The organism is Streptomyces sp. NPDC006197 (genome assembly GCF_040613865.1).
Taxonomy (GTDB): Bacteria; Actinomycetota; Actinomycetes; order Streptomycetales; family Streptomycetaceae; genus Streptomyces.
This window is the reverse complement of sequence record NZ_JBEXSZ010000033.1, coordinates 1-26,767: the sequence shown is the minus strand read 5'-3', so window position 1 is coordinate 26,767 and position 26,767 is coordinate 1. Positions and strand designations below refer to the sequence as shown.

The following is a 26,767-nucleotide window of genomic DNA, read 5'->3' as shown; positions in this document are numbered from 1 at the left end:
TGGCCCGGTAGGCGTTACCGTCTCAGGAGTTCGCCCAGGGGCGTCGGCGTGTGGTGGACCGATCTGCCCGTGCGGGTCGTCGTGAGCAGCTCCGCCGCCCGGAGCGCCGCCGCGTGCTCCGAGGCCGTCGCGTTGCTGACGCCGAGGCACCGGGCCAGCTCCGTGGTCGTGCGGGGTTCCGTCAGGAGCCGCAGGAGTTCGGCGCGGGTCCGGCCCAGGACCCCGGCGAGGGCTTCCGAGCCGTCGGACGCCCCGGAGGGGGCGAGCGGCAATCCCCCGCCCGCCGGGTAGGCCAGGACCGCCGGGCGGCCCGGGAGGTCCTGGACGAGCGGGCCGCCCCGCCAGTGGAAGGTCGGCAGGAGGACGAGGCCGCGCCCGGCGAGCCGCACCTCGCGAGGGGCCCCGGGCCATTCCCAGACGCCGTCACGGAGCCCCGGCGCCAGCGCCGTCAGCGCCGCCCCCAGGCCCCGCTCGGCGACCGTCAGCGCGTGCCGGGTGAACTCCCCCCGGTGCAGGTCCTGGACCCGCCCCCACACCGGTGCCAGAACCGTCTCGTACGCCGCCCGCTGCGCCCGTTCCAGCACCCGCCACGCCCCCTCCTCCCCGTCGTGCAGGCCCCGGACCCACGGCGGCGGGACGGCGCGCTGCCCCGCGTACACCCGTTCCAGCTCGGACCGTACGAACTCCGGCCGGGCCGCCTCCCGGATCAGCGCGAGGCCTTCCTCCCGCGTCTCGCCCAGGACGTCGAGGAAGTACGGCGCCGTCCCGCCCGGCACCAGGTCCGCGAGCGGCTCGGCCGCGCGCGGCAGAGCGCGCAGCAGCCTGCCCCGCCAGCGCCCGAAGAGCAGCTCCTCGTGCGGGGCGCCGAGCATCATCAGCGCGGCGTGCAGTTCGGGCACGGGGGACGGGCGGGGCGCGAACCGCACCCGCGTGTAGTCCTCCGGCGTGAAGTGGATGCGCAGCAAGCTTCCCCCGGTTCGCCAGCCTTTCGGGCGAGGCCTCAACCTTCGCGCCGCACCCCGCCCCGCCCAAGGATGCCGTGCATGACCAAGCACCCCGCACCCAGCCGCCGGACCGTCGCCAAGAGCGCCCTCCTCGGTGCCGCCGCCGTCCTGCTCGGCCCCGCCGCAGCCCGGGCGGCGGAGGAGACCGCCGCTCTCCGGCTGCCCGCGCCGACCGGCCCCCACCGAGTCGGCCTCCGCACCTTCGCCCTGACGGACACCTCCCGCGACGACCCGTGGGAGCCCGGCGCCCGGGAGGTGATGATCAGCGTTCTCCACCCGGCCCGTACCGTCCGCGGCTTCCCGCGCGCCCCGCAGCTCACCCCCGCCGAGGCCCGGGAGTTCGCCGGCCTGGCGCCCCTGGTGCACCCCGGTCTTCCCGCCGCCGGCGTCGACTGGGGCGCGGTCCTCACCCACGGCCACGTGAACGCGCCTCCGCTCCCCGGGCGCCGCCCGGTGCTGCTGTACTCCCCGGGCGGCGGCGACTCCCGGACCCTCGGCACGACCCTCGCCGAGGACCTCGCGAGCCACGGCCGGGTCGTGGTCCTCGTCGACCACCCGGGCGACGCCAGCCAGGTGGAGCTGCCGAGCGGGATGCGCTGGACCGCCCTTCGGGGGAATCCGGACCCCGAGACCTTCCGCACCATGATCGACACCCGGGTCGCGGACCTCCGCTTCGTCCTCGACCGGCTCGGGGACCTGCCCCTCACCCCCGTCATGGACCTGCGCCGGATCGGCGTGTACGGGCACTCGGCGGGCGGCACCGCCGCCGTCCACGCCCTGGCCTCCGACGACCGGATCGCCGCCGGCGTCAACCTGGAGGGCTTTCTGGACCTCGATCCGGGGCTGGTGGCGGGCCTCGACCGGCCCCTGCTCATGTTCCGTACGGACGGATTCGAGTTCGCCGACCGTCTCGAACGCTCCTGGGCCGGCCTGCCGGCCCGGCGCGTCCTGCTGACCGACGCCAACCACTGGGTCCTCAGCGACTACGCCCACCTCGTCCCGCAGCTCCAGGCCGCCGGGCTCGTCACCGCCGGAACCAGGGCCGCGCTCGTCGGAGCGGGGGACACGGCGACGACGGCCCTCGTGCGGCACGGGGTGCGGGCCTTCTTCGATCACCGGCTCCGGGCGCCCGCGCCCCCGACCCGGCCCCGGCGCGCGCCCCAGTAGATTGGGGGCGTGCTCTCCAGCCTCTCCCGTCCCCGCGCCCTCGCGCTCTGCGCCCTGCCCGTCGCCGCCCTCTTCGCCGTCGTCGGGCTCGCGCCGCTGCCGTACGCGATCGCGCAGCCCGGCACGACCGCCGACGTGCTCGGCGAGGACAAGGGACGGGAGGTCATCACCGTCACCGGCGCCCCCGTCCGGCCCACCCAGGGGCAGCTGCGGATGACGACGATCATCGCGACCGGGCCGTCCACCGACGTGGACCTCGGCGACGTGGTCGACGCCTGGTTCCGTGCCGACCGGGCCGTCCTGCCGCACGACTCCGTCTACCCCTCGGGGAAGTCCGACGCCGAGATCGAGAAGCACAACCTCGGGCAGATGAAGGAGTCGCAGGACGCCGCCACCCTCGCCGCGCTCGGGTACCTGAAGAAGGATCCCGGGAAGGTGAAGGTGACCCTGCACCTCGCGGACATCGGCGGGCCCAGTGCCGGGCTGCTCTTCTCCCTCGGCATCGTCGACAAGCTCGACGGCGACGGGGACGGCGGCGACCTCACCGGCGGCCGGATCGTCGCCGGTACGGGGACGATCGAACCGGACGGCTCGGTCGGCGCGGTCGGCGGGGTCTCCCTGAAGACGCAGGCCGCCGCCCGGGACGGGGCCACCGTCTTCCTCGTCCCGAAGGACGAGTGCTCGGACGCCCTGGCCGAGCAGCCGAAGGGCCTGCGGCTGGTGCCCGTCACCGAGCTCAGCGACGCGGTGGCGTCCCTGCGGGCCCTGGAGCAGGGGCAGGAATCGAAGGTTCCGTCCTGCTGACGTCCTCGGCGGCGCCGTCGGCAGCGACGTCGGCCAGGTCGGCGGGGCCGGTCTTCGGCGGGGCGTCCATGCCGCGCCAGGCCGGGAAGACCATCGGCGAGAGCGTCGCGAGGAAGTAGAGCGCCCCGATCCCGAGCAGTGTCGCCGTCAGTCCGGCCCGCTCGACCAGGAGACCCGCCACGAGTCCGCCCAGCGGGGTCGTGAGCAGCACTCCCGCCGTACTCGCGCCCATGACCCGGCTGCGCAGCTCGTCGGGCACCTGCTCGTAGGCGACGGTGGTCAGGATCGGGTTGAGGACCCCGACGCCGAACCCCGACGCCGCCACCGTCACCAGGAGGGGCGCGGTGGTGTCGGTGAGGGCGGCCACCACGTACGGCGGGGCGCCGCCTATCAGGAAGCCCGCCGTGAACACGGCCCGGCGCGGGAAGCGCTCCCCGACCGCCCCGTAGAGCAGGGCGCCCGCGAGGGCGCAGCCGGCGAAGACCGAGACGAGCAGGCCCTGCGCGGCGGGTCCGCCGAGCTCCTCCCGGGCGTGGACCGGCAGCAGCACCGAACTCCAGCTCTGGTTGAGGCCGTTGGTCACCATCACCATGACCGTGATCCCGAGCATCAGCCGGGCGCGGAACAGGAAGGAGTACCCCTCGCGCAGATCGGCGCGGTAGCGGGCGACGGAGAGGCGTGGTCCCTCGCGCAGCGGCTCCGCCGACGGCACCCCGCACAGGGTCGCGGTGACGAGCAGCGCGGAGACGGCGAAGGTGGCCCCGTCGACGTACAGCACGGTGCCGGGGCCCATGAACGCGACGAGCAGTCCGGCGATCGCGGCGCCCGTCATCCGGGCCCCGCGCGCCACCGCGTCGTACAGGCTGGCGGCCCGGGTGAGCGATGTCCCGGCGCGCCCGGCCAGGTCGGGGACGAGCACGTACCGGGCCATCTCGCCGGGCGCGTGGAACAGGCCCGTGACCGCCATCAGCGCGCAGAGCATCCAGAACCGGAGGAGACCGGTCTGGTGCAGGAGCGGGATCGCGGTGAGCGCGAGGCCGCAGACCAGGTCGGACGTGACGCTGACCCGGCGGCGCCCGAGGCGGTCGATGACCGGGCCGCCGGCGACGGCGGCGAGCACGACGGGGACGGCCGCGCAGAAGGCGACCAGTCCGGCCTTGCCGGGGCTTCCCGTGGTCTCGAGCGCGAACCACGGGACGCCGATGAGCGTGAGCGAATTGCCGGTGACCGACACGGCGTTGGCGGCCAGGACGCCGGCCAGCGGAGTGCGGTCGTTCTGTTCTGTCGTCACCTGATGTCCCCCCGATCCCCCGGTTCGGTCACGCGGCCAGGGCGGCCGGGTGGCGGGCGGGGGTGTCCGGTCGGACGGCGGCGGCCTCGCGCCGGAGCTCCTCGGCGGTCAGCGCGTGCAGCAGGAGGGGGATGTCGGCATGCATGATGCGGGTCCTTCCGTGGGCGTGGGCGGTGACGGTGCGGTCGTGCGGGTCGTGCGGCGGGTCCCGGGTCAGTCCTCGCGCTGCGGGAAGGCGTGGAAGTGGATCCGTACGCGCTCGGCGTCCGGCGCGTCCTTCTCCTCGACGTCCCGGTACGAATCGATGAGGGCGTGTATCCGTTCGTCGAGCTCGCGCAGCTTTCCGGGCGGCAGGCGGAGCGTGAAGTCGCTCATGTCGGAGGCGCCGAGCCAGCTCTCGTGCCAGTCCTGGTGGGTGCCGAGGTAGGTGTTGAGCTCCTGGGTGTGGATGTTCGCGATCTCGTGGGTGTAGACCGCGATGGCGCCCCGGACCTCCGGGTCCGGGTTCTTGTAGAGCGACTCGTCGACGGTCGTGCTCTGCCGGGCCGCCTTCCACCAGCGCTCCCGGCCCTTGCCGAGTGTCGGGTCGTCCTCGACGAAGCCGTGGGCCGCGAGCTGGCGCAGGTGGTAGCTGGTCGCGCCGCTGGACTCCCTGAGCCGCTCGGCCAGTTGGGAGGCGGTGGCGGGACCGTTCCGGCGCAGGCTGCGCAGCAGCTGGATCCGGAGCGGGTGGGCGAGCCCGCGCAGGGAGCGCGGGTCCAGGGCGTTGCTCAGATGCTCTTCGGGCTCGGACATACCTGAATCGTAGAGTTGCAAAGAAGGAGTTGCAAGAGGTTCTTTGCAACTCCTTCTTTGCACGGACCCTTCTGCGTGGCCCCCTTGCGTCTACTCGCTCGCCGCCTGCTCCACCAGCGGGATGATCCGCAGCGGGACCGGGTTCTCCATCACGATCGCCGTCGACGCCCGCACGATCCCCTCGAAGGCCACCACCCTGTCGATCACCCGCTGCAGGTCCGCGTTCGAGCGGGCGACGAGCCGGCAGAGCATGTCCCCGTGGCCCGTCGTCGTGTGCAGTTCCAGGACCTCCGGCACCGTCGCCAGATGCCCCCGCACATCGGCGCCCTGGCCCTGCTTGATCTCCAGGGTCGCGAAGGCCGTCACCGGATACCCGAGCGCCGCCGGATCCACCTGCGGGCCGAACCCGCGGATCACCCCGCTCGCCTGGAGCCGGTCCAGGCGGGCCTGCACCGTGCCGCGCGCCACCCCCAGGCGCCGGGAGGCCTCCAGGACCCCGATGCGCGGCTCTCGCGCGAGGAGCGCGATCAGCCGGCCGTCCAAATGATCGATCGCCACAGCGGCCTCTCCATGGTCAGGATGTACAAGTCGCACGGCCATACTCGCCGGTCGCTGTACACCTTGACCAGTGGATAAGCGAACTCTTGCGCACCTTGCCGAACGGCGGGACATTGCTGCCATGGCAGATACCTCGATGACTATCGATCCCAACCCTTCCACCGCGCGCGAGGCCGATCCCTTCCCGGTCAAGGGAATGGACGCGGTCGTCTTCGCCGTCGGCAACGCCAAGCAGGCCGCGCACTACTACTCCACGGCCTTCGGCATGAAGCTGGTCGCCTACTCCGGACCGGAGAACGGCAGCCGCGAGACCGCCAGTTACGTCCTCACCAACGGCTCCGCCCGGTTCGTGTTCACCTCCGTCATCAAGGTCGCGACCGACTGGGGCCGCTTCCTCGCCGAGCACGTCGCCGAGCACGGCGACGGCGTCGTCGACCTGGCGATCGAGGTGCCGGACGCGCGTGCCGCCTACGCCTACGCCGTCGAGCACGGCGCCACCGGCATCACCGAGCCCTACGAGCTGAAGGACGAGAACGGCACCGTCGTCCTCGCCGCCATCGCCACGTACGGCAAGACCCGTCACACCCTCGTCGAGCGCTCCGGCTACGACGGCCCGTACCTGCCGGGCTTCGTCTCCGCCAACCCGATCGTCGAGCCCCCGGCCAAGCGGACCTTCCAGGCCATCGACCACTGCGTCGGCAACGTCGAGCTCGGCAAGATGAACGACTGGGTCGGCTTCTACAACAAGGTCATGGGCTTCACGAACATGAAGGAGTTCGTGGGCGACGACATCGCGACCGAGTACTCGGCGCTGATGTCGAAGGTCGTCGCGGACGGCACCCTCAAGGTGAAGTTCCCGATCAACGAGCCGGCGATCGCGAAGAAGAAGTCGCAGATCGACGAGTACCTCGAGTTCTACGGCGGCGCCGGCGTGCAGCACATCGCCCTCGCCACCAACGACATCGTGGCCTCCGTGCGGACGATGCGGGCCGCGGGCGTGCAGTTCCTCGACACCCCCGACTCGTACTACGACACGCTCGGTGAGTGGGCGGGCGAGACGCGCGTGCCCGTCGAGACCCTGCGCGAGCTGAAGATCCTCGTCGACCGCGACGAGGACGGCTACCTGCTGCAGATCTTCACCAAGCCGGTCCAGGACCGCCCGACCGTCTTCTTCGAGATGATCGAGCGTCACGGGTCGATGGGCTTCGGCAAGGGCAACTTCAAGGCGCTGTTCGAGGCGATCGAGCGGGAGCAGGAGAAGCGCGGCAACCTCTAGCCGCCGCCTGTGAGGGGCTCCGGGACCAGGTCCCCGGGGCCCCTCACGCATGCGCCCCGCCGCTCCCGCACGGCGGCCCCGGCCCGCACGGCGGGCGGGTTCAGTTGCGGCGTGGCGGTGCCGGCTTCGTGCGGAGTTCCGGCGGGGGACCGTCCGGCAGCTCGCCCAGGGCCGCCAGGGACACCTCCGCCCGCCGGGCGTGCAGCGGGGAGAACTCCGGGTTGATCCGCAGGGCCTCCGCCAGGTGGCGGCGCGCCGGGCCGGTCTGTTCGAGCGCCCGCTCGATCTCGCCCCGGTGGTACGCGAAGAGCGCGCTCCGCAGCCCCTCCTCCGTGGCGATCTTCGCGTACCCCAGCGCCTCCTTCGAGGCTCCCGAGCGGTGCAGGGCCCAGCCCAGCGCGTCCGCCACCCGCACCGAGCGGTGGCCCCGCGCCCACTCCGCCCGCATCCGGACGACCGCCGCCGCCGGCTCGCCGTGGTCCGCGTCGAGCAGCCCGAGAGCCACCTCCGCCCCCGTCCACGTGCCCGCCCGCAGCCGCTCGTACAGGGCCCGCGCGTTCCCGTCGAGGCCCAGCGACTCGTACAGTTCGCCCGCCTCCAGGAGGTACTCCGGCAGCGGCAGCCGGACCAGGGCCGCCCGCCACTCGCGCACCGCCTCGTCCGTGCGGCCGAGGGCCGCGAGCGCGCGCGCCCGGCCCGCGAAGGACGGCCCGTGGTCCCGTACGAGCCGCAGCGCCGCCCCGAACCGTCCGAGGGCCTCCTCCGCTTCGCCCCGCTCCCACGCCAGGTCCCCGAGCCGCGCGAGGGCCGCCGCCTTCTCCGTGTCCGTCTCCGCGAGCGCCGCCGCGTCGAGGGCCGCCGCGTCGGCGTCCTCGCGCCAGCCCCGGTCGCGGTAGGTCTGCGCGGCCCTGGCCCGCACCACCGCGCCCGCGTGGAGCCCCTCCAGGCTCTCCATGGCCTTCCGGGCCGCCTCGTACTTCCCGAGGCCGTTGTACGCGTCCATCAGGACCGGGTACACGGCCCATCGGCGCGGGTCGGCCTTCCGCACCCGCTCGCCCCACTCCTCGGCCGTCTTCCAGTCGCCCCGCGCCCCGGCGAGCGCCCCGAGCCCCAGCTGCGCCTCCAGGTTGCCGCGGGCGGCGGGCCGTTCGGCGAGCGAGCGGCGCAGTGCCCGCTCGGCCCGCGGATAGTCACGTACGTCTCCGACCCGGCTGCCCCGCTCCGTGTACGCCGCGCCCAGCTCGGCCCAGGAGGCCTCGTCGTCCGGATGGGCCCGCAGCCACTTCTCCCGGTCGGTGATCAGCGCGGCCAGGTCCGGCAGCGCGGCCTGCGCGCCCGCGTGGGCCGCGATCGTCGCCCGCTCCGCCGGCCCGGGCGGGGGCGGGCCCTGGCCGGCGAACTCCGGGACGTACAGCAGGGCCGTCGCCGCGAGCACCGCGCCCGCCCCGGCCGCCAGGACCGTCCTCGACACGTTCTCGGTCTTCATGGCGCTCACTGTGCGCCCGCCTCCGCCTGTACGAAGAGCACACGAAGCGCTCGCTCCGGCGGGTTCACACCGATGGCCCCGGGTGCCACGCTGGACGCATGGACGATCTTCAGAAGGACGATCTTCAGGGGCTCCACGAGGCCCTCGGGGCCGGACTCCCGGCCGAGGCGCTGCTCACCGATCCGGACGTGACGGCCTCCTACGCGCGCGACATGGCGAGTTTCTGCGCGGCCGACACCCCCGCGGCCGTCGTGCTCCCGCGCACGGTCGAACAGGTCCGGCACGTCATGCGCACCGCGACCGAACTCCGCGTCCCCGTCGTCCCGCAGGGCGCCCGCACGGGCCTGTCAGGCGGCGCCAACGCCTCCGACGGCTGCATCGTGCTCTCCCTCGTCAAGATGGACCGCATCCTGGAGATCAACCCGGTCGACCGGATCGCCGTCGTCGAACCGGGCGTCGTCAACGCCGTGCTGTCCCGCGCCGTCGCCGAACACGGCCTGTACTACCCGCCGGACCCCTCCAGCTGGGAGACCTGCACCATCGGCGGGAACATCGGCACCGCCTCCGGCGGCCTGTGCTGCGTCAAGTACGGGGTCACCGCCGAGTACGTGCTCGGTCTGGACGTCGTCCTCGCCGACGGCCGGCTCCTGCGCACCGGCCGGCGTACGGCGAAGGGCGTCGCCGGATACGACCTGACCCGGCTCTTCGTCGGCTCGGAGGGCAGTCTCGGCATCGTCGTCGGGGCCGTGCTCGCGCTCAAGCCGCAGCCGCCGGCGCAGCTCGCCCTCGCCGCCGAGTTCCCCTCCGCGGCCGCCGCCTGCGAGGCCGTCTGCGCGATCATGGAGCGCGGCCACACCCCGTCGCTGCTCGAACTCATGGACCGCACCACCGTCCAGGCGGTCAACAAGCTGGCGCGCATGGGGCTGCCGGACACCACCGAGGCGCTGCTCCTGTGCGCCTTCGACACCCCGGACCCGGCCGCCGACCTCGCCGCGGTGGGGGAGCTGTGCACGGCGGCGGGCGCCACCGAGGTCGTCCCGGCTGCGGACACCGCCGAGTCCGAACTCCTCCTCCAGGCGCGCCGGCTCTCCCTCACCGCCCTGGAGACGATCAAGTCCGCGACGATGATCGACGACGTGTGCGTGCCGCGGACGCGGCTCGCCGAGATGCTCGACGGCACGGCGGCGATCGCGGACAAGTACCGCCTGACCATCGGCGTCTGCGCGCACGCGGGCGACGGCAACACCCATCCCGTCGTCTGTTTCGACCACACCGACGAGGACGAGTCGCGGCGGGCGCGGGAGTCCTTCGACGAGATCATGGCGCTCGGCCTCGCGCTCGGCGGCACGATCACCGGCGAGCACGGCGTGGGCGTCCTCAAGAAGGAGTGGCTGGCACGGGAACTGGGCCCGGTCGGTCTGGAGCTCCAGCGGGGGATCAAGGCCGCCTTCGACCCGCTGGGGCTCCTCAACCCCGGAAAACTCTTCTGAATCCATCGGGTCCACGCGCACGCGTACGGAGCTCACAGCTCGCCGTCCTGGGACTCGTCCGACGGCCACGGGTCGCGCAGCCACAGCTCGTCGGCGACCACGGTGGTCGCCAGGAGCTCCGCGAGCCCGTCGTCGATGCCGAGCCGCTCGGACTCGGTGCCCGGCGGCACCGCGCGCAGGGTCCGCTCCAGCCAGGCGGACACCTGCGCGGACGGGGCTTCGAGCAGGGCGTCGCCGTCGGGGGAGGAGAGGGCCATCAGGATGACGCTGCGGCCCTCGACCTTCGTGGGCCAGATGCGGACGTCCCCGTGGCCGCAGGCCCGGAAGACGCCCTCGACGAGCAGCTCGCGCGCGAAGGTCCAGTTGACCGGGTGGTCCGTGCCGATGTGGAAGGTGATGTGGACGGCGTACGGGTCGTCGGTCCGGTAGGCGAGCCGGGCGGGGACGGGGACGGAGCGCTCGGGGGAGAGGACCAGCTTCAGCTCCAGCTCGCGCTCGACGGTGGTGTTGTCGGTGTTCTGCATGGCCGTGCTCCTTCTCGCGGACGGGCCCCGGGCGGGCCTTCACCCGGAGAGAGCGGGGTGGTCGCGGTTCATTACGCGACTTCGGGAAGTTTTTTCGGGAAGTTTTTCCGGGAGGTCCGCCGGGCAGGATGCAACGGCCCGAACATCACGGGGAGTGATCGATTCCGGTGCGCGTCCCCCCGAAGGCGGGCTTTATCGTGGGCTCTTTGTTCCCTCGGGGACGTTCTTCGTTACTGTCCTCCTTGGGTGCGGCACGCCCGGCGCGCTGCCGTGCGGATCAAAGGCGTTGTGACTGAACGGAGTCGGGGCAGTGGCTACTCCTCCTGGAGGCGGCGGAGAGGTACCGCAGGCGGGGTACTACCCGGACCCGTCCATTCCCGGATACATCCGGTACTGGAACGGGGGTGCGTGGGTGCCCGGCACGAGCCGGCCCGCCCCCGCGGACGGCGAGGTTCCGCCGCACCCGCCCGCCTCGGCGATCCCGGCCGGTCCCATCCTGGCCTCCAGCCCGGCCCCGGCCCCGGCCGTGTCACCGGCGACCGCCACGCCCGCGCAGTCGGCGGCGCCCGTCCAGTCGGCCGCGCCCGCGCATCCGGCTGCGGCCGTTCAGTCCGCCGCGCCCGCGCATCCGGCTGCGGCCGTTCAGTCCGCCGCGCCCGTTCAGTCCGCCGCGTCCGCCGTGGCCCCCGCGCAGGTGCAGGCCTCCGCGCACGTGCCCGCCCAGGCGCAGCCCCTCGCATCCACGCCCGCCTCCGCCCCCGTACCCACGGTGGAGGAGACCGGGCCCGTCTTCCTCGACGAGGAGCCGCTCGCGCCGGAGCCCGCGTCGGCCTGGCAGGCGGACTCCTCCCGTCAGACCGGCTTCGGTGGCGACCTCGACCAGAAGGTCTCCTGGGGCACGCCCCGCACGCCCGACCCCCGTACCCCGGCCGAGTGGCCGGTCGCGGGCGGGAGCGAGCCGGAGGAGGAGCGGCCCCCCGCCCAGGCGTCCCCCGCCCAGGCGTCCCCCGCCCCGACGCCCACCGCCCCGGCATCCGCCGCCTCGGCGTCCCCCGCCCCGACGCCCGCCGTCGATCCCCGGGCGACCGGGGGAGCGGCGCGCCTCGGAGGCATGCCGGTCACCCCGATCCCGACGCCCTCCCCGGCACCTCAGCCCCAGCCCCAGCCTCAGCCCCAACCGGCCCCGGCCCCCGCACCGACGGCCCCGGCCCCCGCCGCTGCGGCCCCGGCCCCGGCCCCCGCACCGACGGCGCCGGCCACCCCCTCCTGGGGCCAGCAGCAGCCGCAGGCCCAGGTCCAGCCCCAGGAGCAGCAGCCCGTCCTCCCGTGGAAGCCGCCCGTCGAGGACGTGTTCCAGCAGGCGGCCCGTGCGCAGGCCGCCGCGCGCCCCGCCGGGCTCGGCAGGCGGCTGGTCGCCCGGCTGATCGACAGCGTCGTCCTGGGCGCGCTGGTCGGCGCGGCCTCCATGCCCTTCGTGACCGCGGCCGTCGACCACATCGAGGGCAAGATCGAGGCGGCCAGGCAGTCCGGCACCACCGTCCAGGTCTGGCTGCTCGACTCCACGACCTCCGTCCAGTTCGGCATCGCGCTCGCCTCGCTGTTCGTCCTCGGCGTCCTGTACGAGGCGCTGCCCACCGCCAAGTGGGGCCGCACCCTGGGCAAGAAGCTGTGCGGGATCGAGGTGCGGGACATCGAGGCGCACGAGCCGCCGACGTTCGGGAAGGCGCTCCGCCGCTGGCTCGTCTACAGCGTCCTGGGACTCCTGGCCATCGGGGTCGTCAACGTCCTGTGGTGTCTCTTCGACCGCCCCTGGCGCCAGTGCTGGCACGACAAGGCGGCCCGCACCTTCGTCGCGCGCTGAGCGAGCGCCGTCCCTCGAACGGGCGGTGAATCCTTGCGGGGCCGTCCCGCCCGGGATGCACTGCCCCCATGAGCACCGACCAGCCGCCGCCCGGCCAGCCGCCCGAGGACGACCCCTTCAGCAAGAGGCCTCCGGAGCCGCCGCCGGGCGGTCCGCCGCCGTCGGGGCCGCCCCCGGGAGGACCTCCGCCGGGGAGCCCGTACGACTCCCCGTACGGCGGCGGCTCCCCGTACGACGACATGCCCCCGCCCCCGCCTCCGTACGGCAGTCCTTACGGCGGCGGTTACGGCGGAAACGATCCGCTCTCCGGGATGCCGCCGCTCGCGGAGACGGGCCGGCGCGTCCTCGCCCGGCTGATCGACTGGGTGATCATCGCGGTGCCGCTCGCGATCATCGGCATCCCCTTCGACATCTACCAACGGGCGACCCGGGACGGCAACGACTTCGGGGACACGGTCAACAGCCTCAACGGCGGCAGCCAGCTCGTCTTCCAGATCATCACGATCGTCGCCTACGTCGCGTACGACACCGTGCTGACGGCCAAGAACGGCCAGACCATCGGCAAGAGGCTGATGAAGCTGCGGGTCGCGATGCTCAACGACGGGACGACGCCGCCGATGAGCCAGTCGCTGTTGCGCGCCGTCGTGCTCTGGCTTCCCGCGCTGATCTGCTGCGCCTGCCTGTGGCCGCTGCTGATCCTGATCCTGATCGTGGTCGACAAGCCGTACAAGCAGGGTCTGCACGACAAGGCGGCGAAGACGGTCGTCGTCACCGTCCCCCAGTAGGGACGACAACACAGCAATACGGACGAAGTATTACGAACCGATCCGGGTATCGGCCCCCGCGCCCACGCGCTGGGCCGGCACCCGGATCTCTTCGTCCACGGGGGTGTTGACGGGCCGCCCGCGTACCGGCATCGTCACCGCCACGAGAGTGCCGAGCAGCAGGCCTGCGGTACAGATCACCGCGATGCCCAGGGTCGTCGTGGTACCGGAGAGCAGCAGCAGGGCGACGGTCGAGAGGACGACGGTGGCCGAACCGTAGGTGAGCTGTGCGGCGTTCGGACGCTGCATGACGGGTACCGCCCCTCGAGACTTCGGTTCGACTCTACGACGGTGGATGCCCGGAGGGTGCGACAGGTAAGCGTGACCTTACCCACGGTGCCGGTGCACGGGGGGCGCACGGGGTCACGGAATCGTCAATCTTCCTTCACCGTGCGCCCGCTGAGTGTTCGATAATCGGAAAATCGATCCTGCATAGTGCAGTTGACCCGTGCAAGTCAAGATCTGTCTTTTCTCGCCCCACTCCGGTCGAATGTCGTCACTTGTGACGCGCGACCCCCGCCGGACGGACACCCCACCTTCGGTCCGAGGGCGTGGGCGCCGGGGAGGACAACACCAAGTGACCAACAGACGACGGGCGATCAGAGCGTCCGCAGTCGTCGTGGCGCTCGCGGCTACCGCCGCCACCGCCTCGACCTTCACCACCGCCTGGGCCGACAACCACGGCAGCGTGACGCCGGCCGGCATCCAGACCGTCGACAAGACGGCGGTCGACCACGACCTCGACGGCCCGTTCAGCGAGCAGCAGGAGCAGCAGCGCAAGGCTGCCCTGGAGCAGGTGCTCAACGGCGAGTCCAAGGTCGAGAACCGGGGCGGCTCGCAGGTCGTCAAGCTCGGCGCGAAGAAGTACGTCGAGCTGGGCCGCGAGAAGACCGACAAGATCTTCACGATCCTCGTCGAGTTCGGCGACCAGGTGGACAACACCACCCTGGTCGACCGCAAGGACGACGACACCACCGAGCTCAAGCCGAAGTACGGTGGCGAGCCCGGCCCGCTGCACAACCGCATAGCTCAGCCGGACCGTGCGAACGACAACTCCACGGCCTGGCAGGCGGACTACAACCAGCAGCACTTCCAGGACCTGTACTTCGGTACCGGCAAGGACGCCAAGGGCAAGCAGAAGCAGTCCCTGAAGACGTTCTACGAGCGCACCTCGTCCGGCCGCTACTCGGTCGACGGCGCGGTCTCCGACTGGGTCAAGGTCCCGTACAACGAGGCCCGTTACGGCTCGAACTACTGCGGCCAGACCAACTGCGCCAACGTCTGGGACACCGTCCGCGACGGTCTCAACGCCTGGGTCGCCGACCAGAAGGCCAAGGGCCAGACCGACGCCCAGATCAAGGCCCAGCTGGCCACGTACGACCAGTGGGACCGTTACGACTTCGACGGCGACGGCAACTTCAACGAGCCCGACGGCTACATCGACCACTTCCAGCTCGTGCACGCGGGCGAGGACGAGTCGGCCGGCGGCGGCGCCGAGGGCAAGAACGCCCTGTGGGCCCACCGCTGGTACGCCTACGGCACCAACGCGGGCAAGACCGGCCCCGCGAACAACAAGGCCGGCGGCACCCCGATCGGTGACACCGGCATCTGGGTTGGCGACTACACGATGCAGCCGGAGAACGGCGGCCTCGGCGTCTTCGCGCACGAGTACGGCCACGACCTCGGTCTGCCGGACCACTACGACACCTCCGGCGGCGAGAACTCCACCGGCTTCTGGACCCTGATGTCGTCCGGTTCCTGGCTCGGCCAGGGCAAGGACTCCATCGGTGACATGCCCGGCGACATGACCGCCTGGGACAAGCTCCAGCTCGGCTGGCTGAACTACGCCAAGGTCAACGACTGGCAGCGCGCCACCAAGACGACCCACAAGCTGGGCGTCTCGGAGTACAACACGAAGAACCCCCAGGCGCTCGTCGTCGAGCTGCCGAAGAAGGTCGTTCCCACCGACGTCGTGGCTCCCGCCGAGGGCGCCACCCAGTGGTGGAGCAACATGGGTGACGACCTCAAGAACACCCTCACCCGCTCCGTCGACCTGACCGGCAAGACCTCGGCCTCCCTGGAGCTCCAGGGCTGGTACGACATCGAGCTGGACTACGACTACCTCTACGCCGAGGCGTCGACGGACGGCGGCGCCAACTGGACGGCGCTGAACGGCACCGCCGACGGCGTGGCCATCCCGAAGGACGCCTCCGGCGCCCCGGCGCTGACCGACGTCTCCGGCACGCACAAGAAGCTCGTCTACGACCTGAACGCGTTCGCGGGCAAGAAGTTCGACCTCCGCTTCCGCTACCAGACGGACGGCGGCGCGGGCGGCAAGGGCTTCACCGCCGACGCCATCACGCTGACCGCCGACGGTGCCGCCGTCTTCTCGGACAACGCCGAGAACGGTGACAACGGCTGGACCGCGAAGGGCTTCTCGCGGATCGGCAAGGGCTTCACGAAGGAGTACGAGCAGTACTACATCGCGGAGAACCGCCAGTACGTCTCGTACGACTCGACCCTCAAGGTCGGCCCGTACAACTTCGGTTTCACGGGTGACAAGGCCGGCTGGGTCGAGCACTACCCGTACCAGAACGGTCTGCTCATCTGGAAGTGGGACCTGTCCCAGAAGGACAACAACACCTCCCAGCACCCCGGTGTGGGTCGGGTCCTCCCGATCGACGCCCACCCGAGCCCGCTGAAGTGGTCGGACGGCACCCTGATGCGCAACCGCGTCCAGGCGTACGACTCGCCGTTCAGCCTCTCCCGCACGGACGGCTTCCAGCTGCACAACAAGGGCGTCGCCACCTGGGTCCCGTCCCAGGCCGGCAACCCGGTCTTCGACGACCGCAAGGGCGTCTACTGGTTCGCCGAGACCCCGCTCGCCGGTGTCCAGGTAACTGACACCAACACCAAGATCCAGGTCGTCAAGGAGCCGAAGGATGGCCAGACGATCACGGTTCAGGTCGGTCCCTCGACCAAGTAATTAGCAAAACCGCAGGTCAAAGCATGATCGGCCGTCGCCCTCTAGCGGGCGGCGGCCGTTCGTGTTTAGGTGCGTCTGACCAGTTCTTATTGACATCCGATCCACGGGGGAGTGGTTCCGCATGCCCAACGGAGGGTTCTGCAAACTGCCGGGAGGCAGTGTGGTGGTCGCCATAGGGCTGCCCAGCCCGGCCGGCGACGGCGTCACCGTCCGCTTCCTGGTCCACGCCGCCAACCGCGCCCGCGCCCTGACCCGGCTGCGGAACCTGGGGCTGCGGGCGGTCTACCTCCGCGGCAACTCCGAGCCGCCCACCCCGGACGAGGTCACCGCGGTCCTGCACCACCCGGACGGCCTGCTGTGGCGCAGCACCGTCCACGAGCTGTGGCACCCCGTACGGACCCTCCCGAAGGCGCCCGCCGCGTAGCCCTACGCGACGACCGGCTTGCGTAGCCCTGCGCCACGACCGGCTCGCGCAGCGCTACGCGACGACCGGCTTGCCCGTCAGCCGGACGCCCGCCGCCCGGAGCTCCTCCAGGGCCCGCCCCGTGGTCTCCTCGGCCACGCCGGCCGTCAGGTCGAGCAGGACGTGGGTCCGGAAGCCCTCCCGCGCCGCGTCCAGGGCCGTGGCCCGGACGCAGTGGTCGGTGGCGATGCCGACCACGTCGACCTCGGTGACGTCCCGGGAGCGCAGCCACTCCGCGAGCGTCTCCCCGTTCTCGTCGAGCCCCTCGAAGCCGCTGTACGCCGCCGAGTACGCGCCCTTGTCGAAGACGGCGTCGATCGCCCCGCTCGCGACGGCGGGCGCGAAGTTCGGGTGGAAGCCGACGCCCTCCGTGCCGGCCACGCAGTGCACCGGCCAGGAGGACGCGTAGTCCGGCTCCTCGCCGGCCGGGGCGAAGTGCTCGCCCGGGTCGACGTGGTGGTCGCGGGTGGCGACGACGTGCCGGTAGGAGGTGCCCGCCGTCTGGCCCACCAGGTCGGTGATGGCGGCGGCGACGTCCGCGCCGCCGGTCACCGCGAGGCTGCCGCCCTCGCAGAAGTCGTTCTGAACGTCCACAACGATCAATGCGCGGTGCATGGCGGGTGTCCTTAGCGGGTCGGGAGGGAATTCTTCGAGCCTAGAGACTTCCCCCTCCCGGCGGGAGGGGGCGTCACCGAGGACTCCTGTGCGTACGGGGTCAGGCGTACTCGGTCGGCAGGACCGGCTCGCCGCGCGACAGCTGCATCGCCGACATCGGCAGCCCCGCCCGGGCCGCGATGTGCCGCGACCTGGCGGTCTCCAGGGGCTCCCGGGCCACCACCTCGCCGCCCTTGACCAGCTCGACGAGCAGCTGGTGGTCGGCGAGCTCCGGCGGGACCGGGCCGGTGCCCACGACCTCCGCCTCGGCGACCCCGGCCGCGTCGGGCCGGCGCGCCGCCCACTTGCGGCCGCCGACGGAGGCCTTGCCGCCCAGCGACTTCTTGGCCACCGGCACCAGGGGCGCCTTCGGGTCGGCCGAGGCGGCCCGGGCGACCAGCTTGTAGACCATGGAGCAGGTCGGGTGGCCGCTGCCGGTGACCAGCTGCGTGCCCACCCCGTACGCGTCGACCGGGGCCGCCGCGAGCGAGGCGATGGCGTACTCGTCGAGGTCCGAGGTGACCACGATCCTGGTGTCCCGGGCGCCCAGCTCGTCGAGCTGGGCCCGCACCCGGTGGGCGACGAGCAGCAGGTCGCCGGAGTCGATCCGTACGGCCCCCAGCTCGGGTCCGGCGATCTCGACGGCGGCGCGGACGGCCTCGGCCACGTCGTACGTGTCGACGAGCAGGGTCGTGCCGCGTCCCAGGGTCTCCACCTGGGCCCGGAAGGCGTCCCGCTCGCTGTCGTGGAGCAGGGTGAAGGCGTGGGCGGAGGTGCCGACGGTCGGGATGCCGTAGCGGAAGCCGGCCGCGAGGTCGGAGGTGGAGTCGAAGCCGCCGACGTAGGCGGCGCGGGAGGCGGCGACGGCCGCCAGCTCGTGGGTGCGGCGGGCGCCCATCTCGATCAGGCGCCGTCCGCCGGCGGCGGCCGACATGCGGGAGGCGGCGGCCGCGATGGCCGAGTCGTGGTTGAGGATCGAGAGGATCACGGTCTCCAGGAGCACGCACTCCGCGAAGGAGCCCTCGACGCGCAGCACGGGGGAGCCGGGGAAGTACACCTCGCCCTCGGGGTAGCCCCAGATGTCGCCGGAGAAGCGGTAGCGGGCGAGCCATTCCAGGGTCGGCTCGTCGACGATGGAGCGTTCCCGCAGGAAGCCCAGGACGGCGGGGTCGAACCGGAAGTTCTCGACGGCGTCCAGGACCCGGCCGACGCCCGCGAGGACGCCGTAGCGCCGCCCCTCGGGCAGCCGCCGGGTGAAGACCTCGAAGACGGAGCGCCGGTCGGCGGTGCCGGCCCGCAGGGCCGCCTGGAGCATGGTCAGCTCGTACTGATCGGTGAAGAGCGCGGTCGACGGCACGTCCACCGGCAGCCCAAGGTCCGCAGCGTTCATGTCAGCGATGCTAGCGCAGAAATCGTCAGAGTGACGAATAGTGGGTCCGGGGGCGTGCCCTGTTGGGGGGCCCATGGGCGCGCCCCGTTTGCGCGACCGCCCCCCAGGGGTGACAACATGGGGTGAGTGAGCGTCGCGCCTATTGAGATCGAACGTACGGAATCGGCCGAGGAGGTCTCCGCGGTCGTCGAACCCGACGTGCCCTGGGTGACCCTCGTGCACAACGATCCGGTCAACCTGATGAGCTATGTGGAGTACGTCTTCCAGTCGTACTTCGGATACTCCAAGGACAAGGCGCACAAGCTGATGCTCGACGTGCACAACAAGGGCCGCGCGGTGGTCTCCAGCGGCACCCGCGAGGAGATGGAACGGGACGTGCAGGCGATGCACGGCTACGGCCTGTGGGCGACGCTCTCCCAGGACCGCTTCTGATGGCCGGGCAGTTCGAGGCCCTTCCGGGCGGCGGCGCGGCCGTGGCGCTCGACGACGTCGAGATCTCCATCCTCCGCTCCCTCGCCGTCCAGCTCATGGAGCTGATCGGCCCGGGCGACGAGCCCGCCGCGGACGAGGACCCGCTGGCCGCGCTCTTCGCCGAGGGGCCGAGCGAGCCGCCGTCCGACCCCGCCCTCCGGCGCCTCTTCCCCGACGCGTACGGGGACGACAGCGAGGAGCTGCGGGCGGCCGCGTCCGACTTCCGCCGCTACACCGAGAACGACCTGCGGGCCCGCAAGCGCGAGGACGCCCTCGCGGTCGTGCGCGCCCTGGACTCCCTCTCCGCCGAGGCGGCGGGGGAGGGCGGCGCGGTCCTGAAGCTCACCCCGGACGAGTCCCGGTCCTGGCTGGGCGCGCTCAACGACCTCCGGCTGACCATCGGCACCCGCCTGGAGGTCACGGACGACGAGGACAGCGAGCAGCTGTACCGGCTGCCGGACTCCGATCCGCGCAAGCCGATGGTGATGGCGTACCTCTGGCTGGGGGCGCTCCAGGAGTCCCTCGTCGGGACCCTGACGGTCTGAGTTCGCGGGGTGTTCGCTCAGCGGACGCTCAAATCCGGATAACGAATGCGTTATCAGAGCGTCCGCCTGGCCATCTTGCGTCCTCTATGTCCGTATTTTTTTGTGGTGTGCGCCACACCCAACTCCGTCGATCACCCCCCACGCCGTGATAAATCTTCACGACCACTCGGGCACGCCACCCCTGTCCCCGAGGGCGCTTGGGCCGGCTGACCGCCGGTAGCACTCCATCCACATCCGGGGGGATCAGGATCTGATCCGCGGCAGACGCACTCGCAGTCGCGCGGATCAGCATGGAGAAAGGCGCACCACCATGACCTCAGTGCAGGTCGACAAGCAGCACGACGGCAATGAGGCCGCGGACCCCGCCTCGGGCGAGGGTTACCACCGGGCACTCGGCGCCCGCCAGATCCAGATGATCGCGATCGGCGGCGCCATCGGCACCGGGCTCTTCCTCGGCGCGGGCAAGGGCATCTCCATCGCGGGACCCAGCCTGATCCTCGCCTACGCCATCGCGGGCCTCGTCATCTTCTTCATCATGCGGGCGCTCGGCGAGCTCCTCATGTACCGCCCGGTGTCGGGCTCCTTCTCGGAGTACGCCCGCGAGTTCATCGGCCCCTTCGCGGGCTTCGCGACCGGCTGGACGTACTGGCTCTTCTGGGTCGTCACCGGCATCACCGAGGTCACCGCCGCGGCCACCTACATGACGTACTGGTGGGACATCCCGCAGTGGCTCTCCGCCCTCGTCTTCACCGTGATCCTCTACGCCGCCAACCTGATCTCCGTGAAGCTCTTCGGTGAGCTGGAGTTCTGGTTCTCCATGGTCAAGGTCACCGCGATCGTCGGCATGATCCTGATCTGCGCCGGCATCCTCACCCTCGGCTTCTCCGACGCCGGCGACACCGCCTCCGTCACCCACCTGTGGGACCTCGGCGGCTTCTTCGCCGGGGAGAACGGCATCGGCTCGACCCTGATGACCCTCCAGATGGTCATGTTCGCGTTCCTCGCGGTCGAGCTGGTCGGCGTGACGGCGGGCGAGTCGAAGGACCCCAAGACGGTCCTGCCGAAGGCGATCAACACCGTGCCGTGGCGCATCGCCGTCTTCTACGTCGGCGCGCTGATCATGATCCTGTCGGTCGTCCCGTGGACCGAGTTCAAGCCGGGCGTCAGCCCGTTCGTCGCGGCCTTCGAGAAGATGGGCCTCGGCGTCGGCGCCGCGATCGTCAACTTCGTCGTCCTCACGGCGGCCCTGTCCTCCTGCAACTCGGGCATGTACTCCACCGGCCGCATGCTGCGCGACCTCGCGCTCAACGGCCAGGGCCCGAAGGTCTTCACCAGGCTGACGAAGTCCGGCACCCCGCTGGTCGGCACCACCGTCTCGGCCGCGCTGATGATGGTCGGCGTCTGGGTCAACTACCAGTGGCCCGGCGAGGCGTTCAACTACGTCGTCTCCTTCGCCACCATCTCCGGCATGTGGGCCTGGATCGTCATCCTGATCTGCCAGATCCGCTACCGGCTCAAGGCCGACCGCGGCGAACTCCCGCAGTCGCCGTTCAAGGCGCCCGGCGGCATCTGGTTCAGCGTCTTCTCGCTCGCCTTCATCGGCATGGTCGTCGTGACCATGGGCATGGACGCGGACAACCGGGTCGCGCTGTACGGCGCTCCGGTCTGGGGTCTGATCCTCGCCGTCTCCTACCTGGTCCTCAAGGCCCGCAACCCCCAGGGCGCGGCCTTCGCCAAGCGCTCCTGACCCTCCTGACCTGCAAGGTCTCAGCATCCGGGCCGCTCCGTACCAAACCTCGGTACGGAGCGGCCCGTCTGCTTATCCTGTCGGCATGCTGACCATCACCCAGGCCCTGTACGACCAGATCGTGGAGCACTCCCGCGCGGACCACCCCGACGAGGCCTGCGGCGTGGTCGCGGGCCCCGTCGGCAGCGGACGCCCCGAGCGGTTCATCCCGATGCTCAACGCCGCCCGCTCGCCCACCTTCTACGAGTTCGACTCCGGGGACCTGCTCAAGCTCTACCGCGACATGGACGACCGGGACGAGGAGCCCGTCATCGTCTACCACTCGCACACCGCGACCGAGGCCTACCCGTCCCGCACGGACATCTCGTACGCGAACGAGCCGAACGCCCACTACGTCCTCGTCTCCACCGCCGACACCGACGGCGCCGGCCCCTTCCAGTTCCGCTCCTACTCGATCGTCGACGGCGTCGTGACCGAGGAAGAGGTCAAGGTCGTCGAGGCGTACGAGTAAGACGTCGTCCGGAAGCGCGCGACATAGGCGGAGGGCGTCACCCCGACGTGCCGGGCGAACGCCCTCCGCAGGCTCTCGTCACTGCCGAGCCCGCTCCGCGCCGCCGCCCCCGTCACGCTCGCCCCGCCCTCGAGCAGCATCCGCGCCGCCTCCACCCGTACCCGCTCCACGTACCCCGCCGGCGTCGCCCCGACCTGCTCGCGGAACAGCCGCGCCAGATGCCGGGCGCTCATCCCCGCCCGACGCGCCAGCGCCGACGCGCTGTGGTCGGCCGCCGGATCCGCCGCGACCGCGTCCAGGAGCGGGCGCACCACCGGGTGCCGGGTCGGGGGAGTGCGCGAGGCCGCCGAGAACTGCGACTGCCCGCCCGGCCGCTGGAGGAACACCACCAGGTCCCGCGCCACCGCCCGGGCCGCCTCCGGCCCCCGGTCCTCCTCCACGAGCGCCAGGCACAGGTCGATCCCGGCCGTCACCCCCGCCGAGGACCACACCTCCCCGTCCCGTACGTGGATCGCGTCCGCGCTCACCCCGACCGCCGGATACCGCCGGGCGAGGGCCTCCGCGTGCTCCCAGTGGGTCGCCGCCCGGCGCCCGTCGAGCAGCCCCGCCGCCGCGAGTGCGAACGCCCCCGTGCACACGGACGCCACCCGGCCCGACCGCGCCGCGAGCCCCGCCACCTCCGGGGCGACCGCCACGCACCGCTCCACGTCCACCGCCCCCGGGACGATCAGCGTGTCCGCGCCCGGCACCTCCCCGGCCGCGCGGTCCGCGCCGATCCGCAGCCCGCACGAGGTCCGTACGCCCCGCCCGTCCGGCGTGCACACCCGCACCTCGTAGCCGGACCCGGCCGTCGAGAACACCTCCAGAGGCGCGGACACGTCGAGCAGCCGGACCCCGTCGAAGGCGAACACCCACACGTCGTGCGTCGTCGTCATGTGTCCGATTCTGTGGGATGCCTGTCTCCGAGGACATGGCGGGCCCACGGCCCCGACGGCGAGGCTTGCCCCATGAACCCGATGACGCTCGTCCCCGACAGCAAGCTCGCCACCGCCGCCACCGAACTCGTCCGCGACACGGCGAGCGAGCTGATCTACGACCACTCCCGCCGCGTCTACCTCTTCGGCGCCCTCCAGGGCCGCGCCCGCGGCCTCGCCTTCGACCCCGAACTCCTCTACGTCGGCGCCATGTTCCACGACCTCGGCCTCGGCGAGGCGCACCGGACCAGCGGCCGCCGCTTCGAGGTCGACGGAGCCGAGGAGGCCGCCGCCTTCCTCCGCTCCCACGGCGCCGACGAGGACGCCGTCCGCCGCGTCTGGACCGCGATCGCCCTCCACACCACCCCCGGCATCCCCGCGTTCATGGAGCCCGAGGTCGCCCTCGTCACCGCCGGCGTCGAGTACGACGTCCTCGGCATCGGCTACGAGGACCCCACCGCCGTCACCCCCGGGGACCGCGCCGCGATCGTCGCCGCCCACCCCCGCCCCGACTTCAAGCGCCGCATCCTGGCGGCCTTCGCGGAGGGCATCTCGCCCAAGCCGGACACCACCTTCGGCAACGTCAAGGCCGACGTCCTGCGGCATTTCGTGCCCGGATTCGTCCCCGGGGACTTCGTGACGACGATCCGGGACTCCGCCTGGCCCGAGTGAAGGCGGCCCGAGTGAAGGACGCCCTCCACTTGTGTGGTCCGCCAGTCGGTCGGAAAGTATCCACGATGTGAGATCACATTCCGGAACCCGGACCGGGAATCGATACGATGAGCCCATGGTTTCCCACGACGTGAGCGAAGAGACTCCGAGCACCACCCTGCTCGTGGCACGCCTGCACGTCGACCTGTGCCGCCTCACCAGCGCGATGTGTACGACCCGCGCTGCGCTCTGAACGACGGCTGAGCGCACTTCACCGTACGACCCCCTCCGCGCGGGGCCACAGCAGCGCGCCCATCACGCCACTTCCGACAGGAGCCCACGCCATGGCCATCGAGGTCCGCATCCCGACCATCCTCCGCACCTACACCGACGGCGAGAAGGCCGTCGAGGGCAAGGGCGGGACCCTCGCCGAGCTCTTCGCCGACCTGGAGACCCGCCACAACGGGATCGAGGCGCGCATCGTCGACGACGGCAAGCTCCGCCGCTTCGTCAACGTCTACCTGAACGACGAGGACGTCCGCTTCCTCGACGGCATCGACACCAAGCTCACCGACGGCGACAACGTCACGATCCTGCCGGCCGTCGCCGGCGGCATGGTCTGATCCACATGCGTTACGACTCCTCGCTGGCCGCGGTCGGCAACACGCCGCTGGTCCGCCTCCCCCGGCTCTCGCCCTCGGACGACGTCCGCATCTGGGCGAAGCTGGAGGACCGCAACCCCACCGGCTCGGTCAAGGACCGCCCCGCGCTCCACATGATCGAGCAGGCGGAGAAGGACGGCCGCCTCACCCCCGGCTGCACCATCCTGGAGCCGACCAGCGGCAACACCGGCATCTCCCTCGCCATGGCCGCCAAGCTCAAGGGCTACCGCATCGTCTGCGTCATGCCCGAGAACACCAGCGAGGAGCGCCGCCAGCTGCTCGCCATGTGGGGCGCCGAGATCATCTCGTCCCCCGCCGCTGGCGGATCCAACACGGCCGTACGGGTGGCCAAGGAGCTCTCCGAGCAGCACCCCGACTGGGTGATGCTCTACCAGTACGGCAACCCGGACAACGCGGGCGCCCACTACGCCACCACCGGCCCCGAGATCCTCGCCGACCTCCCCTCCATCACCCACTTCGTCGCCGGCCTCGGCACGACGGGGACGCTGATGGGCGTCGGCCGCTACCTCCGCGAGCACAAGCCCGACGTCAAGATCGTCGCCGCCGAACCGCGCTACGACGACCTCGTCTACGGCCTGCGCAACCTCGACGAGGGCTTCGTGCCCGAGCTGTACGACGCCTCCGTCCTCACCACCCGCTTCTCGGTCGGCTCCGCCGACGCCGTCACCCGCACCCGCGAACTCCTCCAGCAGGAGGGCATCTTCGCGGGCGTCTCCACCGGTGCCGCCCTGCACGCGGCCATCGGCGTCGGCAAGAAGGCGCTCAAGGCGGGCGAGTCCGCCGACATCGCCTTCGTCGTCGCGGACGGCGGCTGGAAGTACCTGTCGACGGGCCTCTACACGGCCAAGACGACGGAAGAGGCGATCGAGACGGTCCAGGGCCAGCTCTGGGCCTAGGCTTCCGCGCCCGAACCCGCAGACCGCTAGGGGGTGTCTTGCCGATCAGGCCGGATCAGGGAGCGGCGTCTGGTGCCGTGCATCGCAAGGCGGAGGAGGGAGTCGACGCGGAGCGTCGGCGACCGACGACAACGCGGCGAGGCGCGGTGCCAGGCGTCGCGAGCCCGGCCTGATCGGCAAGACACCCCCTAGTGCGCGAGATGGCGGACCTGGTCCCACACGACCGGGTCCGCCTCTCCCACTCTCCGCCGGAACTCCCACACCGGCACGTCCCGCAGCTCGTCCGTCTCCAGGAAACTGGGCCGCCCCTGCGCGTCACCCACCGAACCGGGCGGCAGCGCGATCACCCCCGGCCGCTCGTCGTGGTACTTGCTGGTGATCTTGGCGACCAGCGCGTTGTCGCCGCGCAGCGCGAGGACCAGACACGGACGGTCCTTGGAGCCCGGACCGTCCTCGTACGGCACGTCGGCCCACCAGATCTCACCGGCCCGAGGCAACCGCTCCGGCAGCCGCCCGCGCGGCACCCGCCCCCGCGGCGCAGGCCGCGCCGGAGGCCGTACCCGGCCCGCGGGCCTCCGCCCCGACCGCTTCCACCGGTCGGCGAGCGCCACCACCAGTGCGATCACCACGACCGCGACCAGCGCGGGCCACCACGACGTGTCCATACCTCAAGAAGGTACCGGTGCGCGCCCCACCCCGCCGCCGCGCCCCGCCATCCATCCGAACCGGTGACAGAGCCCGTGAGTTCGCCCACAACGGGCCACCACGAAGGAGCGGTGGGCCCGGGTGCGCCTTACGCTCGACAGACCGCACAGCCTCCCCTCCCCCAGCGCGCTTTCCCGCACCCGTCCACGGAGGTTCTCGCTCCATGAAGCTCACCGTCGTCGGCTGCTCCGGGTCGTTCCCGTCCGCGGACTCGGCCTGTTCGAGCTACCTCGTCGAGGCCGACGGCTTCCGGCTGCTCCTCGACATGGGCAACGGCGCCCTGGGCGAGCTGCAGCGCCACATCGGTCTGTACGACCTCGACGCGATCTTCCTCAGCCATCTGCACGCGGACCACTGCATCGACATGTGCGGGTACTTCGTCGCCCGCTACTACCGGCACGACGGCGGGCGCTGCGACGCGCTCCCCGTCTACGCGCCGGAGGGCGCCGAGCAGCGGCTGACCACGGCGTACGCCGACACGCCCTCGGCCACCTCGATGAGCGAGGTCTTCGACTTCCACACGCTGAAGTCCGGCGGGAACTTCGAGATCGGCCCGTTCACCGTCCGTACGGAGAAGGTGTGCCACCCGGTCGAGGCGTACGGCATCCGGGTCGAGCACGGCGGCCGTTCGCTCACGTACTCCGGGGACACCGGGGTCTGCGACGCGCTGCACGACCTCGCCGACGGCACCGACCTCTTCCTCTGCGAGGCCTCCTTCACCCACGGCAAGGAGGACGTCCCGGACCTCCACCTCAACGGCCGGGAGGCCGGCGCCCACGCGACCCGGGCGGGGGTCGGCCGCCTGGTTCTCACCCACATCCCGCCGTGGACGGACGGCGAGCGGAACCTGCGGGACGCCCGCGAGGTCTACACGGGCCCGTCGGAGCTGGCGAGACCGGGCGCGGTGTACGAGGTTAAGAACGGGTAACTCCCGTGCGACCCCTTGAGTTACGTCTCTGTTAGCGCTCACAATGTGTCGCATTCGGCAGCCCGCCGCTCGTCGGGGCCGAC

The 26,767-nt window shown here is 71.8% G+C and carries 28 protein-coding genes; 17 read left to right on the top strand and 11 right to left on the bottom strand.

Features of this window, described 5'->3' with window-relative positions:
- Positions 1-14 precede the first annotated feature (14 nt).
- Complete coding sequence (locus ABZ318_RS13430; RefSeq protein WP_356902606.1) at positions 15-965, bottom strand: helix-turn-helix domain-containing protein; 951 nt, start codon at positions 963-965, stop codon at positions 15-17.
- A gap of 78 nt (positions 966-1,043) precedes the next feature.
- Between ABZ318_RS13430 and ABZ318_RS13425 the strand changes: the two genes are divergently transcribed.
- Together ABZ318_RS13425 and ABZ318_RS13420 are read left to right on the top strand one after the other, a co-directional pair.
- Entirely contained in the window at positions 1,044-2,171 is a 1,128-nt protein-coding gene (locus tag ABZ318_RS13425; RefSeq protein ID WP_356902605.1) for an acetylhydrolase, read from the top strand.
- Positions 2,172-2,180: 9 nt separating this feature from the next.
- A complete protein-coding gene (locus ABZ318_RS13420; protein ID WP_356902604.1) occupies positions 2,181-2,975 on the top strand; it encodes a S16 family serine protease in 795 nt (264 codons plus the stop codon).
- Here the strand turns inward: ABZ318_RS13420 and ABZ318_RS13415 are convergent.
- The 3 genes from ABZ318_RS13415 to ABZ318_RS13405 all read right to left on the bottom strand — a co-directional run bounded on the left by ABZ318_RS13415 (position 2,908) and on the right by ABZ318_RS13405 (position 5,619).
- Positions 2,908-4,266 carry an MFS transporter gene (locus tag ABZ318_RS13415; protein ID WP_356902603.1) on the bottom strand — a complete coding sequence of 453 codons (1,359 nt, stop codon included), beginning with the start codon at positions 4,264-4,266 and terminating at the stop codon, positions 2,908-2,910. The two genes, ABZ318_RS13420 and ABZ318_RS13415, sit on opposite strands and share 68 nt — an antisense overlap.
- A gap of 213 nt (positions 4,267-4,479) precedes the next feature.
- The gene (locus ABZ318_RS13410; protein WP_356902602.1) at positions 4,480-5,061 is read right to left on the bottom strand and encodes a helix-turn-helix domain-containing protein; all 582 of its coding nucleotides are present in this window, start codon (positions 5,059-5,061) and stop codon (positions 4,480-4,482) included.
- Positions 5,062-5,151: 90 nt separating this feature from the next.
- Positions 5,152-5,619 (bottom strand): Lrp/AsnC family transcriptional regulator, encoded by a 468-nt coding sequence (locus ABZ318_RS13405; RefSeq protein WP_356902601.1) that lies wholly within the window; start codon positions 5,617-5,619, stop codon positions 5,152-5,154.
- A 136-nt stretch (positions 5,620-5,755) separates the two neighbouring features.
- Here ABZ318_RS13405 and hppD point away from each other — a divergent pair, with 136 nt between their 5' ends.
- The gene (hppD, locus tag ABZ318_RS13400; protein ID WP_356902600.1) at positions 5,756-6,895 is read left to right on the top strand and encodes a 4-hydroxyphenylpyruvate dioxygenase; all 1,140 of its coding nucleotides are present in this window, start codon (positions 5,756-5,758) and stop codon (positions 6,893-6,895) included.
- 100 nt (positions 6,896-6,995) lie between these two features.
- Here hppD and ABZ318_RS13395 read toward each other — a convergent pair whose 3' ends face one another.
- Positions 6,996-8,381: a hypothetical protein gene (locus ABZ318_RS13395; protein WP_356902599.1), complete on the bottom strand. Its 1,386-nt coding sequence runs from the start codon at positions 8,379-8,381 to the stop codon at positions 6,996-6,998.
- Between the two features lie 98 nt (positions 8,382-8,479).
- Between ABZ318_RS13395 and ABZ318_RS13390 the strand changes: the two genes are divergently transcribed.
- Positions 8,480-9,871, top strand: a complete 1,392-nt coding sequence (locus ABZ318_RS13390; protein ID WP_356902598.1) for an FAD-linked oxidase C-terminal domain-containing protein — start codon at positions 8,480-8,482, stop codon at positions 9,869-9,871.
- Between the two features lie 32 nt (positions 9,872-9,903).
- Here ABZ318_RS13390 and ABZ318_RS13385 read toward each other — a convergent pair whose 3' ends face one another.
- Entirely contained in the window at positions 9,904-10,395 is a 492-nt protein-coding gene (locus tag ABZ318_RS13385) for an SsgA family sporulation/cell division regulator (protein WP_030691602.1), read from the bottom strand.
- Positions 10,396-10,705: 310 nt separating this feature from the next.
- Between ABZ318_RS13385 and ABZ318_RS13380 the strand changes: the two genes are divergently transcribed.
- Together ABZ318_RS13380 and ABZ318_RS13375 are read left to right on the top strand one after the other, a co-directional pair.
- Positions 10,706-12,256, top strand: a complete 1,551-nt coding sequence (locus ABZ318_RS13380; RefSeq protein WP_356902596.1) for an RDD family protein — start codon at positions 10,706-10,708, stop codon at positions 12,254-12,256.
- Between the two features lie 68 nt (positions 12,257-12,324).
- Complete coding sequence (locus ABZ318_RS13375; RefSeq protein WP_356902595.1) at positions 12,325-13,041, top strand: RDD family protein; 717 nt, start codon at positions 12,325-12,327, stop codon at positions 13,039-13,041.
- Between the two features lie 30 nt (positions 13,042-13,071).
- On the opposite strand, the gene ABZ318_RS13370 is transcribed toward ABZ318_RS13375, so the two are convergent.
- Positions 13,072-13,329 carry a hypothetical protein gene (locus tag ABZ318_RS13370; protein ID WP_356902594.1) on the bottom strand — a complete coding sequence of 86 codons (258 nt, stop codon included), beginning with the start codon at positions 13,327-13,329 and terminating at the stop codon, positions 13,072-13,074.
- Positions 13,330-13,657: 328 nt separating this feature from the next.
- Between ABZ318_RS13370 and ABZ318_RS13365 the strand changes: the two genes are divergently transcribed.
- Positions 13,658-16,066: an immune inhibitor A domain-containing protein gene (locus ABZ318_RS13365; RefSeq protein ID WP_356902592.1), complete on the top strand. Its 2,409-nt coding sequence runs from the start codon at positions 13,658-13,660 to the stop codon at positions 16,064-16,066.
- 121 nt (positions 16,067-16,187) lie between these two features.
- On the top strand, positions 16,188-16,490 hold the full coding sequence (locus ABZ318_RS13360; RefSeq protein ID WP_356902591.1) for a hypothetical protein: 303 nt from the start codon (positions 16,188-16,190) through the stop codon (positions 16,488-16,490).
- Between the two features lie 54 nt (positions 16,491-16,544).
- On the opposite strand, the gene ABZ318_RS13355 is transcribed toward ABZ318_RS13360, so the two are convergent.
- Positions 16,545-17,144, bottom strand: coding sequence for an isochorismatase family protein (locus ABZ318_RS13355; RefSeq protein ID WP_356902590.1), 600 nt, complete (start codon positions 17,142-17,144; stop codon positions 16,545-16,547).
- Positions 17,145-17,244: 100 nt separating this feature from the next.
- Entirely contained in the window at positions 17,245-18,573 is a 1,329-nt protein-coding gene (locus ABZ318_RS13350) for a nicotinate phosphoribosyltransferase (RefSeq protein ID WP_356902588.1), read from the bottom strand.
- Between the two features lie 126 nt (positions 18,574-18,699).
- On the opposite strand from ABZ318_RS13350, the gene clpS reads away from it, so the two are divergent.
- The 4 genes from clpS (at position 18,700) to ABZ318_RS13330 (ending at position 21,847) form a co-directional block, all read left to right on the top strand.
- On the top strand, positions 18,700-19,005 hold the full coding sequence (gene clpS, locus ABZ318_RS13345; RefSeq protein WP_041129438.1) for an ATP-dependent Clp protease adapter ClpS: 306 nt from the start codon (positions 18,700-18,702) through the stop codon (positions 19,003-19,005).
- A complete protein-coding gene (locus tag ABZ318_RS13340; protein WP_123452737.1) occupies positions 19,005-19,589 on the top strand; it encodes a DUF2017 domain-containing protein in 585 nt (194 codons plus the stop codon). The genes clpS and ABZ318_RS13340 overlap by 1 nt, the downstream gene beginning before the upstream one ends.
- Positions 19,590-19,899: 310 nt before the next feature.
- On the top strand, positions 19,900-21,336 hold the full coding sequence (locus tag ABZ318_RS13335; protein ID WP_356902587.1) for an amino acid permease: 1,437 nt from the start codon (positions 19,900-19,902) through the stop codon (positions 21,334-21,336).
- An 85-nt stretch (positions 21,337-21,421) separates the two neighbouring features.
- Positions 21,422-21,847 carry a M67 family metallopeptidase gene (locus tag ABZ318_RS13330; RefSeq protein WP_030691591.1) on the top strand — a complete coding sequence of 142 codons (426 nt, stop codon included), beginning with the start codon at positions 21,422-21,424 and terminating at the stop codon, positions 21,845-21,847.
- Here the strand turns inward: ABZ318_RS13330 and ABZ318_RS13325 are convergent.
- Positions 21,784-22,782, bottom strand: a complete 999-nt coding sequence (locus ABZ318_RS13325) for a helix-turn-helix domain-containing protein (protein ID WP_356902586.1) — start codon at positions 22,780-22,782, stop codon at positions 21,784-21,786. The two genes, ABZ318_RS13330 and ABZ318_RS13325, sit on opposite strands and share 64 nt — an antisense overlap.
- 72 nt (positions 22,783-22,854) lie before the next feature.
- Here ABZ318_RS13325 and ABZ318_RS13320 point away from each other — a divergent pair, with 72 nt between their 5' ends.
- The 4 genes from ABZ318_RS13320 (at position 22,855) to ABZ318_RS13305 (ending at position 25,051) form a co-directional block, all read left to right on the top strand.
- Entirely contained in the window at positions 22,855-23,493 is a 639-nt protein-coding gene (locus ABZ318_RS13320) for an HD domain-containing protein (protein ID WP_356902585.1), read from the top strand.
- A 115-nt stretch (positions 23,494-23,608) separates the two neighbouring features.
- Positions 23,609-23,725: a putative leader peptide gene (locus tag ABZ318_RS13315; RefSeq protein WP_311319260.1), complete on the top strand. Its 117-nt coding sequence runs from the start codon at positions 23,609-23,611 to the stop codon at positions 23,723-23,725.
- 91 nt (positions 23,726-23,816) lie between these two features.
- Positions 23,817-24,095 (top strand): MoaD/ThiS family protein, encoded by a 279-nt coding sequence (locus ABZ318_RS13310; protein ID WP_356902584.1) that lies wholly within the window; start codon positions 23,817-23,819, stop codon positions 24,093-24,095.
- Between the two features lie 5 nt (positions 24,096-24,100).
- Complete coding sequence (locus ABZ318_RS13305) at positions 24,101-25,051, top strand: cysteine synthase (protein ID WP_356902583.1); 951 nt, start codon at positions 24,101-24,103, stop codon at positions 25,049-25,051.
- Between the two features lie 188 nt (positions 25,052-25,239).
- Here ABZ318_RS13305 and ABZ318_RS13300 read toward each other — a convergent pair whose 3' ends face one another.
- Positions 25,240-25,716, bottom strand: coding sequence for a type II toxin-antitoxin system PemK/MazF family toxin (locus tag ABZ318_RS13300; RefSeq protein WP_356902582.1), 477 nt, complete (start codon positions 25,714-25,716; stop codon positions 25,240-25,242).
- Between the two features lie 203 nt (positions 25,717-25,919).
- Here ABZ318_RS13300 and ABZ318_RS13295 point away from each other — a divergent pair, with 203 nt between their 5' ends.
- Entirely contained in the window at positions 25,920-26,684 is a 765-nt protein-coding gene (locus tag ABZ318_RS13295) for an MBL fold metallo-hydrolase (protein ID WP_356902580.1), read from the top strand.
- The last annotated feature ends 83 nt before the right edge of the window (positions 26,685-26,767 follow it).